This is a genomic window from Peribacillus sp. NPDC096379 (assembly GCF_044762875.1).
Taxonomy (GTDB): Bacteria; Bacillota; Bacilli; order Bacillales; family DSM-1321; genus Peribacillus.
The window spans coordinates 562856-580359 of the sequence record NZ_JBIWFD010000001.1 but is presented as its reverse complement, the minus strand read 5'-3'; the positions used below and the strand labels follow the sequence as shown (position 1 = coordinate 580359).

General features: G+C 39.5%; 14 protein-coding genes. 5 read left to right on the top strand and 9 right to left on the bottom strand.

The window, feature by feature from the left end; translation table 11 throughout:
• Window positions 1–64: 64 nt before the first annotated feature.
• Together ACIQZI_RS02805 and ACIQZI_RS02800 are read right to left on the bottom strand one after the other, a co-directional pair.
• Window positions 65–460: an FxsA family protein gene (locus tag ACIQZI_RS02805; RefSeq protein WP_403069127.1), complete on the bottom strand. Its 396-nt coding sequence runs from the start codon at window positions 458–460 to the stop codon at window positions 65–67.
• 202 nt (window positions 461–662) lie between these two features.
• Window positions 663–1934, bottom strand: coding sequence for an MFS transporter (locus ACIQZI_RS02800; RefSeq protein WP_403069124.1), 1272 nt, complete (start codon window positions 1932–1934; stop codon window positions 663–665).
• A gap of 329 nt (window positions 1935–2263) precedes the next feature.
• Here ACIQZI_RS02800 and ACIQZI_RS02795 point away from each other — a divergent pair, with 329 nt between their 5' ends.
• Genes ACIQZI_RS02795 through ACIQZI_RS02785 form a run of 3 tightly spaced genes read left to right on the top strand, consistent with a single transcriptional unit; the run spans window position 2264 to window position 5378 of the window.
• Window positions 2264–3175, top strand: coding sequence for a DoxX-like family protein (locus tag ACIQZI_RS02795; RefSeq protein ID WP_403069121.1), 912 nt, complete (start codon window positions 2264–2266; stop codon window positions 3173–3175).
• Between the two features lie 9 nt (window positions 3176–3184).
• Window positions 3185–3799, top strand: a complete 615-nt coding sequence (locus ACIQZI_RS02790) for a DUF4166 domain-containing protein (RefSeq protein ID WP_403069118.1) — start codon at window positions 3185–3187, stop codon at window positions 3797–3799.
• Complete coding sequence (locus tag ACIQZI_RS02785; RefSeq protein WP_403069114.1) at window positions 3786–5378, top strand: YndJ family protein; 1593 nt, start codon at window positions 3786–3788, stop codon at window positions 5376–5378. Before ACIQZI_RS02790 ends, ACIQZI_RS02785 begins: the two co-directional genes overlap by 14 nt.
• Window positions 5379–5481: 103 nt before the next feature.
• Here ACIQZI_RS02785 and pyk read toward each other — a convergent pair whose 3' ends face one another.
• The 7 genes from pyk to dnaE form a co-directional block, all read right to left on the bottom strand.
• Window positions 5482–7239 carry a pyruvate kinase gene (gene pyk, locus ACIQZI_RS02780; protein WP_403069111.1) on the bottom strand — a complete coding sequence of 586 codons (1758 nt, stop codon included), beginning with the start codon at window positions 7237–7239 and terminating at the stop codon, window positions 5482–5484.
• A gap of 33 nt (window positions 7240–7272) precedes the next feature.
• Entirely contained in the window at window positions 7273–8232 is a 960-nt protein-coding gene (pfkA, locus tag ACIQZI_RS02775) for a 6-phosphofructokinase (protein WP_403069108.1), read from the bottom strand.
• Between the two features lie 650 nt (window positions 8233–8882).
• Window positions 8883–9875: an acetyl-CoA carboxylase carboxyl transferase subunit alpha gene (gene accA, locus ACIQZI_RS02770; RefSeq protein WP_403069105.1), complete on the bottom strand. Its 993-nt coding sequence runs from the start codon at window positions 9873–9875 to the stop codon at window positions 8883–8885.
• Complete coding sequence (gene accD, locus ACIQZI_RS02765; RefSeq protein WP_403069102.1) at window positions 9872–10738, bottom strand: acetyl-CoA carboxylase, carboxyltransferase subunit beta; 867 nt, start codon at window positions 10736–10738, stop codon at window positions 9872–9874. The genes accA and accD overlap by 4 nt, the downstream gene beginning before the upstream one ends.
• Before the next feature lie 233 nt (window positions 10739–10971).
• Complete coding sequence (locus ACIQZI_RS02760; RefSeq protein WP_403069100.1) at window positions 10972–11610, bottom strand: FadR/GntR family transcriptional regulator; 639 nt, start codon at window positions 11608–11610, stop codon at window positions 10972–10974.
• Entirely contained in the window at window positions 11607–12848 is a 1242-nt protein-coding gene (ystJ, locus tag ACIQZI_RS02755; protein ID WP_403069097.1) for an NADP-dependent malic enzyme, read from the bottom strand. The genes ACIQZI_RS02760 and ystJ overlap by 4 nt, the downstream gene beginning before the upstream one ends.
• A 116-nt stretch (window positions 12849–12964) precedes the next feature.
• The gene (gene dnaE / locus ACIQZI_RS02750) at window positions 12965–16324 is read right to left on the bottom strand and encodes a DNA polymerase III subunit alpha (protein ID WP_403069094.1); all 3360 of its coding nucleotides are present in this window, start codon (window positions 16322–16324) and stop codon (window positions 12965–12967) included.
• 206 nt (window positions 16325–16530) lie between these two features.
• On the opposite strand from dnaE, the gene ytrH reads away from it, so the two are divergent.
• Both ytrH and ytrI read left to right on the top strand, forming a co-directional pair.
• Window positions 16531–16872, top strand: coding sequence for a sporulation membrane protein YtrH (gene ytrH, locus ACIQZI_RS02745; RefSeq protein ID WP_062176819.1), 342 nt, complete (start codon window positions 16531–16533; stop codon window positions 16870–16872).
• On the top strand, window positions 16869–17369 hold the full coding sequence (gene ytrI / locus ACIQZI_RS02740) for a sporulation membrane protein YtrI (protein ID WP_403069091.1): 501 nt from the start codon (window positions 16869–16871) through the stop codon (window positions 17367–17369). The genes ytrH and ytrI overlap by 4 nt, the downstream gene beginning before the upstream one ends.
• Window positions 17370–17504: the final 135 nt, after the last annotated feature.

Genomic DNA, 17504 nt, shown 5'->3' with positions numbered 1-17504 from the left:
CCTGTAAAACCCCGATTGGTTCAACTAACCATCAGTGAAAAAAACCACTGATGGAAGTTTCACTTTATCTAATAATCGTTACTTTTCCTCGGTTCATACGGTGCATGCGGTTTCTAATATATCTAAAAATACCAGGTTTAATAAGTGAACGTGTGAATGGTAGCACTAACAATAGACCGATCAAGTCAGATACAAAGCCTGGTAGCAGTAAAAAGAGACCGCCTAGTAAAATACATATTCCATCTACAATTTCAAATCCGGGAACTTCACCATATTTCATTTGTTCCTGAGCTTTTTTCAATGTTTCGATCCCCTGTTTTTTTGCCAATAAAACACCGATAATTCCAGTGCCTATCACCAAAACAAGCGTTCCACCAACACCTATTATTTTCCCAACCATTAAAAGGACGACAATTTCAACAACGGTAAGTGCAAGTAAACTAGATATTATATACTTCAAATAACATTCCTCCAGCACAGTCCATTTTTGGTGTCTGTAGGTTTATTATACTGTAAATGAGATGAAATATTAACTATAACTACTCACAGATGTCTCAAGTAAAGGATCAGACCCCGCAACAACTAAATACAGGATGGGACAAGTGAGAAACACTACATTCCGATTTAGAGTGCGCGGTCAGCCCCTTTGGAGATCTCGTTCATCAACTAGAAATCGTTGTAGAAACAGGCTCACCGTCTTCTCGTACACGAAGCAACAAGATACCCCCTATGACGAATAAGATAATCAGACTGAAGACGCCACTATTTGTATTGCCAGTAATTTGAGCGGTCGCTCCAACTAACACTGGGCCTATTATGGCTGCGAATTTACCGAAGATATTATAAAAACCAAAGAATTCATTGGAAGATTCTTTTGGAATTAGCTTGGCAAAATAAGAGCGGCTCAAAGCTTGCACGCCACCTTGTGATGTCCCGACAAGTATCGCAAGAATCCAAAAATCGAGTGCGGTCTCTAAGAAATAGGCGTAAATACAGATGAAGATATAAACTAGAATTCCGACTGCAATCATTCTTTTTTCATTAAATCGATCAGACAGCTTTCCAAACAGCATCGAAAAAGGAGCGGCAATGATTTGAGTAACGAATAAGACAATTAAAAGCGTCGTAGCATCGAGCCCTAAATCAGACCCATATGCTGTAGACATCGTAATAATCGTATGCACACCATCAATGTAAAAGAAATAAGCCAAAAGGAAGATAAATAATGCACGATACGCTTTGATATTTTTCAAAGTGAGGAACAGTTTTTTAAAGCTCGTTGCGACAGGATGTCGTACACGGTCCACATAATATTTCTGCTCCACGTTTTTCAGCATTGGAATAGTGAATAGACCCCACCATAAAGCTGTAATAACAAAGGCAATCTGGCTAGCTACCGTCACAGAAATCGGCATGATTTCTTGTTGGGCTAAAATAATGAAAGCAATGCTGATAACGAATGGAATTGTACTGCCAATATACCCTAATGCATATCCATTCGCAGAAACTCGATGCATTCTTTCTTTGTCTGTAACATCGACAAGAAAAGCATCATAAAAGATATTCGCTCCCGCAAAGCCGATGGACGTCAATATAAAGCATCCCAATAAAATAAGCCATTGATTGTTCGGGACAACGGATAACATCAGCGTAAAAATTACACCTAATGATGCGAAAAAAGTAAAGAAACGTTTTTTAAAGCCTTTAAAGTCGGCGATCGTTCCGAGTAACGGTGCCAAAATCGAGACTAGAAGTGTAGCAATTGAATTAGCATATCCCCAATAAGCAGTTGATGAAGATGCCGCAATACCAGCTTCACTCGCAGATGCTTTAAAATATAAGGGAAAGATGGCTGTGACGACAACAATCGAATACGCCGAATTTGCCCAATCATACAAGGCCCAACTTCTTTCGGGTGTGGACATTTTCCCCATTCAAATATACCTCCTATTTCTTTACTGACTACACTATAGTAATTGTTAGGACTTGCTGATCATCTAAAGCGGATAAGCAATCCAATGAAGAACAATCACACTCTTAGTCACAGCTACGATAAAATGGATTCCTCCAACGTAAATCTTCTTTCTGCTATTATAATTTTACTATTCAGAAAAGTGATTATCAGACTTTTAATCATTTATTTACAATTAATTATGATTCATTTACAAACCTAAGTTTTTTTTGTAAATTACCTAATAAAAAATTCCTATTTTTCCCTAAATTACCTTTAAATTATGATAAGCTACAATTAGAGGTGAGATCAATGAGCGCTAAGCCAATCTATGTTGAAATTGATGTCGATTCAGAGATGGACAAGCTATGGGAGGCAACACAAACACCAAGCCTTCACGAGCAATGGGATCTTCGATTTTCTTCCATTACCTATTTACCAAGTGAAGAAAACGAGCCACAAAAGTTTTCCTATCAAACAAAGATCGTGCCTGGATGGAGTATCGAAGGCTGGGGCGCAACTGTAGGATCACATTCTGGGAAAGATGGGGCAAGAACATCATCGTTACATTTTGGAACAGATGATTCAATCTCCATCATTAAAGAAGGCAATGGCTATTGGCAGTATAAGCCAAAAAAAGATTCCATTACTTTCTTAACTCAGTATACATATAATGTAAATTTCGGTCGTATTGGTCATGTCTTCGATCGTTTTCTATTTCGGCCACTGATTGGCTGGGCGACTGCACTTAGCTTTGACGTGCTGAAAAGATGGCTTGAAAAAGGGGAAACACCAGCAACGCAATATATTCGTTTTTTTAGCAGTTGGTTGATTTGCTTTCTTTTCTTTATCGTCTGGACGTATCATGGACTGATTCCGAAATTGCTCTACAAACATCCAGAGGAATTATCGTTGATTCAAAAAGGACTGCCATTCATTACAAATCAAGCAGAGTGGACAATCAGCTTCATTGGAATTTTTGAAGTACTCTTTGGTTTCATTTGGCTGTTTTATCAAAACAAACGAAAGCTTTTTGGTCTACAAATCATCATTTTTCCATTGCTTACTTTCGGAGCAATATTGGCTGAGCGAGATTATTTAATTCACCCTTTTAATCCACTCACCTTCAATTTGAGTTTACTCACGCTTTCCATTATTGGATTTCTACTAAGCAAAGATATTCCTTCTGCTACAAGTTGTAAGCGACAAAGAGAAAGAGATTAGGAGATTAGCATGTCTATATATAAAAAAGTACTTGGAAATGAATTTGATGCACTCCATCCTATGCTGCAAAAGAGGTATGATATTTCTGCAAAAAAACCGTTTCAAGCATACGGTGTAATGAAAACGATAAAAGGTGGACCAAAATGGCTTTACCCTTTTTTCTTGTTGGGGATAAAATGGAAGCTATTATTCCCAGAGCACGGTCAATGTATTCCTTTTTCAATTGTGAACACGGCTAAAATTGGCAAAAATGGCGAAGAACAAATTCATTGGGAACGTATTTTTTATTTTGAAGGGAAGAAACGATTTTTCAATGCACTCATGAGTTTGGATCATGAACGACTTGTTATTAAGGATTATTTAGGGGAGCCTAGCCGTGTTTACTCGGATCTTTCGTTTCATGTTTCACAAAATGGAGAAGTACGAATTGAATCACAAGATCAACGTCTTGTTTTGGGATCGCTAGAAATCCCTGTACCAAAGTTTTTACAAGGGCTAGCAACCGTAACGGAGGCATATATAGAAGAACGGAAAGTCTTTTCGATAAAAGTTACGGTACGTAATCCGCTAATCGGCCTGCTTTTCGCGTATGAAGGAGAATTTACACCAAATGAACATTCTTAAAACCTTACTGCCGATTACTCTATTCTTGCTTGTCCTTATTTTCAGTAAAGGTCCATGGCATGTATTATTGTTAACAGTAGCACAAATTGTCTATGTGCCCCTTACTTTAAAGCTAGTCATGATTAAAGGAGATTGGTTTTCGAAATTTTATCCCTATATTTCAATCCCTGCTTATCTGTCCATCGCCCTCATCCAACTCATAACAAATACCGAATGGGACGTTTTGTTTGCAGCGATTTACTTATTGTTTACCTTTGTTATTGCTTTATATGGTTTAAGTCGTTTCTTAATGAGTGGCTTTACGCATATAGAGGAATTTTCGATTAATCTGGCGATGATTTATTTAGTAATGGGCGGCTTTTGGTTTTTTGCTTCTACAGCCAACATCGACACTGGATTTACGCCCATGCTGACATGGCTAACGGCGATTCACTTTCATTATTCCGCCTTTTTACTGCCGGTTTTTGTCGGTTTTCTAGGGAGAGTCTATAAACCGCGGTCATATAGTCTGATTGCAAGCATCATCCTCCTTGCTCCTATGATTGTGGCTCTTGGTATTACTTTCTCAACAGTGATTGAACTTCTATCGGTTATCGCCTATATGATCGGAATTTATGGGTTGATTCACATATCCTGCCGAGCACCCTTTTCAAGATCATTACAGAAGGGGCTCGTCTGCTTATCTTTTGCGGCTTTAGGCATAACGATATTATTTTCCTTATTGTATGCTTCAGGAAATCTATTTGGCTCTCATTCTATCAGCATCGACTTCATGCTCCGTTTTCACGGTATTATTAATGCTATTGTATTTGCTTTAACAGGCATTATAGGCTGGTCACTTTCCATTCCTTCAGCAAAGATAATAAAATGGACATTTCCAATCAGTAAGATCAGGGGAAAGCGCGTAATTGGCGAAAACATCCTTGCTGAAATCGTGAAAAACAACCAATATCAGGGGTTAGTTAATGATATGAGTTTGTACGAACCAGACATCAACCGTCAAACATTAGCACCTAGAATCGTTGATTTTTATGAAAACACGAATGATTATAGGTTATTTGCTAAAGTTAAATGGCAAGCATGGTTTAAGCCGTTTGCCATTATCTATCGATTAATAAGTAGATCTGTTAAACAAATCGATCTGCCTCTTTCAAGTCAGCAAATAGAAATGACAGGTGAAATCCAAGCGATTAGCGACGACAAGGATGGACGCATTAATACGAGAGCCTGGGTTCGAAAAATCAATGGAGAGGTCGTCTTTGTTGCTCTTTATTCATCTCATGAAAAGGACGCTAGAACCTACATGAATATTTCCCTGCCACTACCATGGTCGGCAATGATCGGCATTCTTGAGCTGAACCAAATTGGCAACGAATTGCAGCTATCCAGTAAAAAAGTTCAGACACCGAATGCTGATTCTGGCATCTATGTAGCCATCAAACATTGGCTAGTCAAACTGCCAATTGAAGAACAATTTCATGTTAAAGAAACTATAGACGGCATCCTTGTCGCCAATCATATCATGTGGATTTTTTCCATCCCTTTTTTAAAAATTGAGTACCACATTTATCATAGGTAAACGTTTATAAGTAGTGGTAGCATTCAGTGAAAAAACAAACTAAAGGGCCAGCTCTCACAGAATGTGAGGGCTGGCCTTTTTAATGTTTTCCTTTTAGTACGAATTAAAGTACGCTTGCTTGACCTTCATAAACAACGCCGCGGCTAGCATCAACTGTTACGTGTTGACCATCCTTAAAGATCGATGTTGCGTTATCCGCTCCTACAATCACAGGAATTCCTAAATTCACACCTACAACTGCTGCGTGGCTAGTTAATCCGCCTTCTTCTGTAATAAGTGCTGAACATTTTTCAATAGCAGGCATCATATCTCGATCAGATCCAATTGTTACGAGAACAGATCCTTCTGTTACTTTTTCAAGTGCTTCTGCTGCCGTTTTTGCAACGACTACGTTCCCATTTGAAGTTTTGCGGCCAATCCCTTGAGCTTTAAGAAGAACTTCGCCCAAAACATGAACCTTCATCAAATTCGTAGTCCCTGCTTCACCAACTGCACCTGCAGTAATTACAACAAGATCGCCATGTTGAACTAGTCCAGAATTTAAGCTTACTTCAACAGCATTTTCAAGCATATCATCCGTTGTTTCACATTGTTTTCCGACTTGTGGGTAAACACCCCAAACAAGTGCTAATTTACGTGATACATGCTCATCGAATGTAACAGCAATAATCGGTGCTTTTGGACGATATTTAGAAATCATACGTGCTGTATGACCGCTTTCTGTTGGTGCAATGATTGCGCCAGCATCCATATTCAGTGCTGTATGAGCTACTGATCGGCCAATAGCATCTGTAACTGTACGTTTACTGTCTTTACTTCTTTGCGATAAAATATCTTGGTAGTTAAGAGCAGTTTCAGCGCGTGAAGCAATATTATGCATCGTTTGAACAGCTTCAACTGGATAAGTTCCTGCTGCCGTTTCACCAGAAAGCATGATAGCATCTGTACCATCGAAAATCGCATTGGCCACGTCACTTGCTTCTGCACGTGTCGGACGTGGATTACGTTGCATAGAATCAAGCATTTGCGTTGCCGTAATAACCGGTTTTCCAACCATATTGCATTTTTTAATTAATTGCTTTTGAACGAGTGGCACTTCTTCCGCAGGGATTTCAACACCTAAATCTCCCCTTGCAACCATTAAACCATCAGAAACTTCTAAGATTTCATCGATATTATCGACGCCTTCTTGGTTTTCAATTTTAGGAATGATTTGAATCGAACAATCTTTATTTTTTTGTAGCAATTCACGAATTCCCAGTACATCTGATGCTCGGCGAACAAATGAAGCCGCAATGAAATCAACATCTTGTTCAATTCCGAAAAGAATGTCACTTTCATCTTTCTCAGTCATTCCTGGAAGATTTACGGATACGCCTGGTACGTTTACGCCTTTTTTATTTTTCAGCGTTCCTGTGTTCAAAATTTTTGTATGTAGTTCCTTATTTGTATGATCAATTTCCGTTACTTCAAGACCAATTAAACCATCATCCAATAGAATTTTTGAACCGACTTCAACGTCGTTAATTAAGCCTTCATATGAAATGGAAAACTTTTCTTCCGTACCTAAAACTTCTGTCATAGATACGATAATGTTTGAACCAGCTTTTAATTCAAGTGCGCCGTTTTCCATACTATGCGTACGGATTTCAGGACCTTTTGTATCTAATAAAATCGCTACAGGTTTTCCTGTTGTTTTAACCGCTTCACGAATGTTTTTAATTCGAGCTCCGTGTTCCTCGTGATCTCCATGGGAAAAATTCAGACGAGCCACGTTCATACCAGCTTCAATCAACTGGGTTAATTTTTCTACACTTTCACTTGCTGGACCGATCGTACATACTATTTTTGTTTTACGCATGTTGATTCTACCCCTCCTGTTATTAACTAAAAATTAAATCGATAATTCTTCTGAAAGTTTATACATTTTTTGATCAATTGTATGATTTTTAACTAACGTTTCATTGATATCATAATCGACCAATTGATTGGCAACGATTCCTACCGCTCGACCGCCTTGACCATCCATTAAAAGTTCCACAGCAAGTGCTCCTAATCTACTTGCTAACACACGATCATTCGCTGTTGGTGAACCTCCACGTTGAACATGGCCTAACACGGTTAGCCGAGTATCAAAACCCGTGGTCTGTTCAATTTCTCTGGCAATATCTACAGCACTTCCTACACCTTCAGCAACAATGATAATACTATGCTTTTTACCACGTTCTTGTCCACGCTTTAATTTTGCGGTTAATTCATCTATGTCATGCTGGTGCTCTGGACATAGAATGGTTTCTGCACCACCGGCAAGACCTGCCCATAAGGCAATATCTCCAGCGTTTCTACCCATTACTTCGACTACATATGTTCTTTCATGGGAAGTTGCCGTATCACGAATTTTATCAATCGCATCAATGACTGTATTCAGTGCGGTATCAAAACCAATTGTGAAATCTGTACCAGGAATATCATTATCAATTGTGCCCGGTACACCTACACAAGGATAGCCTCGTTTTGTCAAAGCCTGTGCGCCTTGATACGAACCATCACCACCAATGACAACAAGACCCTCGATGCCATGCTTCTTCAATTGTTCAATCCCTTTTAACTGGCCTTCTTCTGTTTTAAATTCCAGACAGCGAGCTGAACGTAGCATTGTTCCGCCACGATGGATGATATCGCCAACAGAGCCAATTTCCATCTTGCGAATATCTCCTTCAATTAACCCTTGATAGCCTCGAGAAATCCCATACACTTCAATATTATGATATATCGCTTTCCGAACAACTGCACGAATTGCTGCATTCATTCCTGGAGCGTCTCCACCACTTGTAAGTACACCAATTTTCTTCAAATTCTATCACCTCTTTGACATGTCTCATTTACTAATTTGAATAGAATTTGTTACCTATTCATTATTAGTAGCTCAATAATTCAAGACTACATGATTTCGCTTATGAATTGAAGTAAAAGATACCCCAACAATCCATTTTAGAATAGTTATCTTCTTTCGTAAACTATTTTTGTGCCATTCTTCATTATTTCCTAATTAATTAAAAATAATAAGCATTTTCATCATATACCACATTTAAAGGGACGAAATTTTCATAATATTCTATGTTACCTCAAAGAATTACTACAGAAACTTCCTATGAAATCAGCAAAATAAAACTCGCCTGTTTTATTCGGCGAGTTTTCAATCGATCCATCATCAATCGAAAAAGGAATACAAGAAGATTATGAACTTCTCCAGGTTTAACAGGCTGTAATATCTCCCACTCAAATTTTGTAAGAGAATCATAAAATTATATAGGGATGAGCAGCCTAATCTAGCTGTGGCTCCTAGCCTCTCGAGGTCATAAACTGTAATGCTCTGTGGCAAACTGCGCCACGCCACACTCCATCTTATGCTTGTCGAGGCGGGCAGTCGCCTCGCTTTTTGAAGTAAATCTCCGATTGGTTTAACTAACCATCAGTGAAAAACCCACTGACGGAAGTTTCACTTTATCTAGACTTAATCTGATCAAGATTTCGTTCTTCTTCTATTTCGTATTGCCCAATTTTTTTATATTTCATGTATCTTTGGTCAACAATTTCAACTGTTGAAAGCGGCAATAATTCATTTAATGAACGTTTCAAGCTATCTTTAATGGCTGATGCTTGATCTTTTAAATCATTTTTATGAGCGCCCCCCTTAGCTTCCGGGATAATCTCATCAACAATGCCAAGACCGAATAAGTCTGGTGCAGTAATTTTCATCGTTTCAGCCGCTCGCTTTGCTTGTGAGGCGTCTTTCCAGAGCAATGCTGCTGCCCCTTCAGGTGAGATAACGGAATACGTTGAATTCTCAAGCATAAGAATTCGATCGCCTACACCAAGTGCAAGTGCGCCGCCGCTTCCACCTTCTCCTATAACAATACAAATAATTGGCACTTTCAAGCCAGCCATTTCGAAAATATTTTTCGCAATCGCTTCACTCTGCCCACGTTCTTCCGCAGCTTTTCCGGGAAAGGCACCTTTTGTATCAATAAAACAAATGACAGGACGGTGAAACTTCTCAGCCTGTTTCATTAGTCTCAATGCCTTACGATAGCCTTCAGGATGAGGCATACCAAAATTCCTTCTGATATTTTCTTTCGTATCCTTACCACGTTGATGGCCAATAACTGTTACAGGAATTCCTTCGAATGTGGCAATCCCACCAACGATTGCTTCATCATCGCCATAATAACGATCTCCATGCAACTCTAGAAAGTCACTGAATATTTGTGGTATATAATCCAATGTCGTTGGTCGGCCAGGATGTCTTGCTACTTGAACCCGGTCCCAAGGCTTCATATTTTTATAAATATCGTCTTGGAGGCTTTCCAAACGTTTCTCGAGTTTTTGAATTTCAGCTGTTAAATCAACATCTGCCGTTTCTGTTAGCTCTTTAAGCTCATCAATTTTTTTTCGAAGATCCGTAATTGGGCGCTCAAATTCTAAATCACCTATCATACCCATTCACCACCTGGAACATGGATTTTCAATATATTCACTAGTTTTTCTTTTAATTCAGTCCGAGAAATAACGGCATCTAATTGACCATGCTTCATCAAAAATTCTGATGTTTGAAAATCCTCAGGTAGCTCTTCATGGATCGTTTGTTCAATAATTCGACGACCAGCAAAGCCAATCAATGCTCCAGGTTCTGCCAGATTTATGTCTCCTAACGAGGCAAAACTCGCAGAAACACCACCGGTTGTCGGATGCGTCATAATTGATACGATTAGTCCGCCATCCTCACTGAACATTTTTAAAGCAGCACTCGTTTTCGCCATTTGCATAAGACTTAAGATGCCTTCTTGCATACGTGCGCCTCCTGATGCCGTGAAAATAATGAAGGGAATGTTTAATTCGCCTGCTTTTTCAATCGCTCTTGTTATTTTCTCGCCAACAACTGAACCCATGCTGCCCATACGGAAATGTGAATCCATGATGGCAACTGCCACTTCGTAGCCTTCAATTTTCCCAGTACCTGTGACGACTGCTTCATTCATATTCGCTTTTCGTTTATCTTTCTCTATTTTCTCCAGATAATCTGGAAATCCGAGCGGATTAACTGACAGCATATTTCGGTCTAATTCAGTAAAGCTGCCGGCTTCAAATAAACTTTCGATTCGTTCATATGCGGTCATTTGGTGATGATACCCGCAATGAATACAGACTTTATTATTTTTTTGAAGCTCTTTTGTGTACATAATTTTTTTACATCCGGAACATTTGGTCATTAACCCTTCCGGTACATCTTGTTGATCACGATCAGACGGTATCGTGGCATATTTCTTCTTTTTAGTTTTCGTAAAAAGATCTTTAAGCAAGATGAATCCTCCCTTACCGGCAATTCTCTGCCCCTTATGCATGTCCTCTACTTTAAGAGGTTGTTCAAAAAGTCCGGTAAAAAAGCTTGCGAATTTCTTCGTCGCTTTGCCTCTCCGGTCCTCACGTATTACTCCATACGCGAAAGGTTGAGACGATCGCTCCTCGAACTTCTCGGCTCTTTTTATCCTCCTTTTTAAACACTCACTTTAGCAGAGGCTGAATGAAAATCTTGTCATTTATTATTTGATATTTTTCTGATATTCTTCAAATAATGAGAAATCGCTTGATTTGTATTCCGTTCTATCATCAAATGGACAAATCGAATGTATGAATCATATCCAATTGCTTCGATTACTTGATTCGCAGCTTTTGCATAGCTATTCACGATCGTCCATATTCTTTCCATTAAAAAGTTGCTATTTAAAGCAACCAACTTAGTGAAAAATTCATCGTCACTAAATTCTTGTTCAGTTGCCCAGATTAGAAAATGCTGCAATTCTTGTTCAGATGTAGACGAAATCACATTTCGGATACAACTGATCTCTAAATACTCCTTCGTTTCAGCCAAATCCTGCTTCACCTTTGGATCTTGCAAAAAAAAGGTACCTAATAGCTTAATGAGATTGTGATCCTGGTAATCTCTAATGAATGTGCCTTCTCCCCTGCGAGTTTCAATTAATCCGAGAAGTTCCAGTGCCCTTAAAGCCTCACGAATGGAAGATCGACCCGCATTAAGGCGCTCTGATAATTCACGTTCAGAAGGAATCTTATCTCCAGAAACTAGACCATCTGATTCTATCATTTGTCTAAGCTTCTCGACAATCTCTAGATAAAGCTTTGTTGAAGGTGTTGATTTGTTCAACTCATTCATTCTTCACTCTTTCCAATAATGGCAAGCCTTCTCGTTTTTTTCTTCACGTCTTCTGGATCTACTGTTCTTCTCGCTACACCTGTTTCCATCGCGGCTTTCGCAACAGCAGCTGCCACTTCTGGCGCTACCCTTTCATCAAAAGCTGCAGGAATCACATAATCGGGTTGAAGCTCCTCTTCCTTAATTAAACCAGCGATCGCTTCAACGGCTGCCTCTTTCATTTTTTCATTGATATGCGTCGCACGGACATCTAATGCTCCGCGGAATATTCCAGGAAATGCAAGGACATTATTGACTTGGTTCGGAAAATCAGAGCGGCCTGTTCCGACGACTTTTGCTCCAGCTGCTTTAGCAAGTGCCGGCATGATTTCTGGATCCGGGTTTGCCATCGCAAAAATGATCGGATCCGTATTCATTGAAGCGACCATTCTTGAGTTAAGTGCACCTGCAACCGACACACCAATAAATACATCGGCACCCTTGATTACCTCTTCAAGTGGTCCTTCGACTTTAAAACGGTTTGTCACTTGTGCAACTTGATCTTTCACGTCATTCATGCCATATTTGCGTCCTTGAAAAATAGCGCCTTTGGAATCACACATAATAATGTCACGAACTCCATAATTATATAAAAGTTTAATAATAGCAATTCCAGCAGCTCCAGCACCACTTGCCACTACTTTAATTTCTGTCATGGACTTACCTACGATTTTTAGAGCATTAACAAGACCTGCCACTGTTACGATTGCTGTTCCATGTTGATCATCATGAAAAACTGGAATATTCGTTTCTTTCTTCAGTCTTTCTTCAATAACGAAACAATTGGGAGCTGCAATATCCTCTAGATTCACTCCACCAAACGTAGGTTCAAGAAGTTTTACTGTTTCTATGATTTTTTCAACATCCGTAGTTTTTAAACAAATAGGGAATGCATCGACACCGGCGAAACTCTTGAAAAGGAGTGCTTTACCTTCCATAACCGGCAAAGCTGCTTCAGGTCCAATATTCCCCAAACCAAGTACAGCTGTCCCATCGGAAACGACAGCTACCATGTTTCCCTTCATTGTATAATCATATACAGTTTCTGGTTTGTCATAGATTTCTTTGCATGGCTCAGCAACACCTGGCGAATAAGCTAAACTTAAATCTTCCGCATTTCGGACCGGGACTTTTGAAACCGTTTCAAGCTTTCCCTTATGGACACTATGCATATGCAGCGCTTCTTCTCTTAATGTCAATGTATTCACTCCTTGAACTAGTTCGGATAGAATTAGGCAATTTTCCCATACATTTTAAGTGGTCTGACCACATTAGGCTTCTTACAATATAACATATCTAGTACTGATGTAAACATTTATTCTTGTTTTAGAATGACGTTTTCTTTTCCGATAATTCCCTCTAATTGCTGCATTAATGCCTCGTTTGGCGTGACCCAATCCCATAAAGAAAGTTGAACATAACGGTTTTCGCTTTCATAATACAGCATGACTTTTGTCATTCCTTTGTGCTTGACCAATGTCTGTTTAACTTTCCTAAGTGTATCATTTGTTTGTTTTTCTTTCGGGATCTTAATAAATAAACGCGAAGTCGATTCTGCTTTCATTTCTTTCAAGACGTCTAATGGGTACACTTCATCAATAATCATTTGCGTTTTCCCATTACGTTCCTCAATACGGCCTTGAACCATGACGATGCCCTCATTTATTAAGTTCTCTGAACATGTTTTATACACATTTGGAAACACAACCGCTTCTAACTCACCAGCCTCATCATTTAGCCCTAGAAACACCATCACTTCACCTTTCTTCGTACGTATGGCCTTCACAGAAGAGATATAAACCCCAATTAGCACTTTATTCTCTTTTTTAACAACGGCTTCGTCAATGGATACAGCCCCAAAGTATCGAAAGAGAACTTTATATCCTATGACTGGATGATCGGACAAGTACAAGCCAAGAGCCTTTTTCTCAAAAATAAGCTTATCTTCTAATCGAATGGGATCAACTTGAACATATTTCGGTTTGAGTGAGAACTCGCTGTTAAAGAATAAGTCAAAATCGCCATCGTTTGGATTGACTAACTCAGAATGATCAATGGCTACATCAAGGCTTGCAAGTAATGTTGCCCGGTCCACCTCAAATTCGTCAAATGCCCCAGCAAGTATAAGCATTTCAATGACTTTACGGTTCACAACGCTCATGGAAACACGCAAGCAAAAATCAAAGATATCCTGAAAGGTTTTTTCTTTCCTAGCTGCAAAAATTTCCTTCAGTATCGCTCCGCCGACGCTTTTGATTGCAGCAAGACTATAGCGGATCCCATCCTTCTCCGATGTAAATGCGTAAAAACTTTTATTAATAGAAGGAGGAAGGATGACCATTTCTTTCTTCTTTGCTTCCCTAATATATTGGGCGATTTTATCATCATTGCCTATGGCAGATGTCAACAGTGCTGCCATAAAATATGTCGGGTAATGGGCTTTCAAATAAGCGAGCTGGTAGGCAATGAAACTATAGGCAACCGCATGGCTTCTTGGAAATCCATAGTTTGCAAAGCGGACGATCATATCGTAAATGTCATGTGCAATCTCTGCCCGATATCCCTGCTTTACAGATCCACTTACAAAATGATTTCGCTCTTGATCAAGAATTTCCTTTTTCTTTTTTGAAACAGCTCTACGTAAAAGATCTGCCTCGCCCAATGAAAACCCGGCAAGTTTAGATGCAATTTGCATAATTTGCTCTTGGTAGACGATAACACCGTATGTATCTTGCAAAATGTCTTGTAAATCATTGTGCGCATAGTCAATAGATGCCAAACCATGCTTCCGTTCAATGAAAAGCGGAATATTATCCATAGGGCCAGGGCGATACAAAGCATTTACGGCGACAATATCTTCAAATCGAGACGGCTGTAAACGTACGAGTACTTTCGTAATACCTTCTGATTCAAATTGGAAAATTCCAGTTGTCTCACCTTTACTTAAAAGGGCAAACGTCTTCTCATCCTGAAGAGGAATGGTAGCCATATCGATTTTGCGCCCTGTCCCTTTCTTGATTGATTTGATGATATTGTCAATAAGCGTTAAATTGCGCAGACCGAGAAAATCCATTTTCAACAGACCAATTTCCTCGAGCACATCCATCGGAAACTGAGTCAGATGGATGCCATCATGGCCTGCTTGGATCGCGATGTTTTCTGTTAGTGGCTGATCACTTATCACAACACCGGCCGCATGAGTGGATGTATGTCGCGGTAGTCCTTCGAGCTTTATCGCCGTATCATACAAACTTCGGTTAAGCTCACTCGAATCGACAAATTCGCGTAACCCTTTTGACTCGGCATACGCTTGCTTTAACGTAATCCCAAGTTTCGCAGGTATTGTTTTCGAAAGTGCTTCCTGCTCTTTCGAATTCAACCCGAATACCCTTCCCGTATCGCGGAGAGCGGCTTTTGCAGCAAGCGTCCCAAAGGTAATAATTTGAGCAACATGAAGTTCTCCATATTTCCGAGCCACATAGGCAATCACTTCATCACGACGATTATCTGGAAAGTCAATATCAATATCCGGCATCGTTACTCGCTCTGGATTTAAAAAACGTTCGAATAAAAGACGATGCTCAATCGGATCGACAGTGGTTATCGATAAAACATACGCAACCATTGACCCTGCCGAAGATCCCCTTCCAGGCCCTGTCAGAATTCCTTGCTTTTTGGCAAACCCCATAAAATCCCACACAATGAGAAAGTAATCACTAAACTTCATTGTTTTAATAACCTGAAGCTCATAATGAAGACGTTCAATATATTCGCTAGGCATATCTGGTCTTTTCTGTTTCAGCCCTTCTAAGCAAATTTGTTCCAGCATGTCATCAGCCGTTAGATCATTCGGAACAGGGAATTTGGGCAATAACGAACGATTGAACGGGATTTCTACATGACAGCTCTCTGCAATTTTTATTGTGTTTTCTAGGATGTCTGGTACATCACGAAAAAGCTCGGTCATTTGCTCGGCATTTTTTAAGTAGTATTCCTGTGAAGGCAATGTCATTCTGTCTTCATCAGAAAGCTTGCTGCCATTTTTTATGGCAAGCAACACTTCTTGGGCTAACGCATCGTTTTTTTCTAAATAAAAAACAGGATTCGTTGCAACAACAGCGATATTGATTTCTTTAGCAAACGTGACGATCCGACTATTCTCTTCGTCTTGTCCCGTTGTCAAAAGGCGTTGTAAAGACAGATAAAAAGAGTCCATCCCAAATATCCGTTGATACATAGCAACTGATTCTTTCGCTTCCTCTATTTTCCCTTCTGCGAGCATAGATTCAATCTTGCCTTCATTACCAGGGGAAATGGCAAGTAAGCCAGCTGAATACGCCTTGAGCCATTTTATCGGCAATCCTGTCTGTGACTTGGTTTGAATCGCGGAGCTGATTTTGAGCAGATTGGAATAGCCTTGGTTATCTTTGGCAAGTAACAGGAGCGGAAAGGAAGCTTCATGTTCATCTAATATATCTGCAATCAAGCCTATGATCGGTTTGATTCCTTGTTTCAGACATTCTTTATAAAAATAAGGTGCCCCGTACATGACATTTCTATCAGTCAACGCTAAGCTCGTAAATCCATTCGCCTTTGCTTTTGATACGAGCTCGTTTAATTTAATCGTGCTTGTTAGCAAGCTGTAAGCACTTTGTATATGAAGGTGAATACACACGTTTCTCTCCCACCTTTATCAAGCATCTTTTCTTTATAGTATAGTGCTAAACTGACAAAAAGAAAATTCGTTCCCATTCCGTACGCATAAATCCTAAGTTGACACATATTAGCTGTCTGAACAATGCTCTTAAAAGATTTTTCTTTATCATATCAGGTTTACTTTGTCCATATAAATAAATATGAAGAATTAAACGTATAAGGGTGATGGAAATGAAAGAAGCTTTTTTTCCTGCATTTATTAACAGTTATTTTATTTCTCTCGGCGTATTACTTGGAGGAGCATTAATTGGCGGACTGGCAGCATTTTTCACCGGACAAGCACCTTTGACGATCATTAGAAATCTTGCGGGTTCATTACGGATTTGGGCAATTATCGCGGCCATTGGCGGAACTTTTGATACAGTTTATTCATTTGAACGCGGCATGTTCGAGGGAGCAACCAAGGATATTTTCAAGCAATTTCTCCTGATTCTTTCGGCAATGGGTGGTGCCAAGACTGGATCATTACTAATTATGTGGTTTACACAAGGTGAGATTTCATCATGAGAATTCCCCCACTTTATCGAAAATCCACTTGGCAGCGCTTCTTTGTCGGTGTAGTCATTGGAGCGCTGATCAGCTGGTTTGTTTTTCTATATATGCATGGCGTACTTCAAGAAAAACAAATCAATAAAATTCATAAGCAAAGTCAGACCATTCATGATATGTCGGCTAAAATTGAAATATGGGAAAAAGATTATAATCGATTGAATAAAGAAGCTGAGAAAAAGCTTCTGATTGAAGATGTGAAGGTAGTTGTTTTAAACGGCAAGCAATATCATCTTGATTTACTAAGTGTGGCTGAGGCGGAAGATGTCATTGAAGACGATTTAACCTCTTTGATCGCAAAAGAAGTTGAAACCGTTTATAAAAGCAAAAACCTTTTGAAAAAGTCGGTCGAAAACAAAGTCATTGAAATAAACAAGAAAAGCTACCGGCTTGAAGTCGTTGAAATTTTCTTCTACACAACGATGAATATTGAAGTAAAGCTACACCGACAATAAAGGGAAACTTCAATCAGTGGGGGGGTCATCCCCCACTGATTGTTAGTCCCGTTCTACTGTCGCTAATACCTCCTCTTCGCTTCGGTCAAGCGACACTACGAACCTGATTCAATGAACTTAGACTAAGTACGCCGC

Bases quoted from the DNA above. Each gene is read 5' to 3' on its own strand.
- ACIQZI_RS02800 (WP_403069124.1), bottom strand. From the start codon at position 1,934: ATGGGGAAAATGTCCACACCCGAAAGAAGTTGGGCCTTGTATGATTGG.
- ACIQZI_RS02795 (WP_403069121.1), top strand. From the start codon at position 2,264: ATGAGCGCTAAGCCAATCTATGTTGAAATTGATGTCGATTCAGAGATG.
- ACIQZI_RS02790 (WP_403069118.1), top strand. From the start codon at position 3,185: ATGTCTATATATAAAAAAGTACTTGGAAATGAATTTGATGCACTCCAT.
- ACIQZI_RS02785 (WP_403069114.1), top strand. From the start codon at position 3,786: ATGAACATTCTTAAAACCTTACTGCCGATTACTCTATTCTTGCTTGTC.
- pyk (WP_403069111.1), bottom strand. From the start codon at position 7,239: ATGCGTAAAACAAAAATAGTATGTACGATCGGTCCAGCAAGTGAAAGT.
- accA (WP_403069105.1), bottom strand. From the start codon at position 9,875: ATGATAGGTGATTTAGAATTTGAGCGCCCAATTACGGATCTTCGAAAA.
- ACIQZI_RS02760 (WP_403069100.1), bottom strand. From the start codon at position 11,610: ATGAATGAGTTGAACAAATCAACACCTTCAACAAAGCTTTATCTAGAG.
- ytrH (WP_062176819.1), top strand. From the start codon at position 16,531: ATGGAAATGAAAGAAGCTTTTTTTCCTGCATTTATTAACAGTTATTTT.
- ytrI (WP_403069091.1), top strand. From the start codon at position 16,869: ATGAGAATTCCCCCACTTTATCGAAAATCCACTTGGCAGCGCTTCTTT.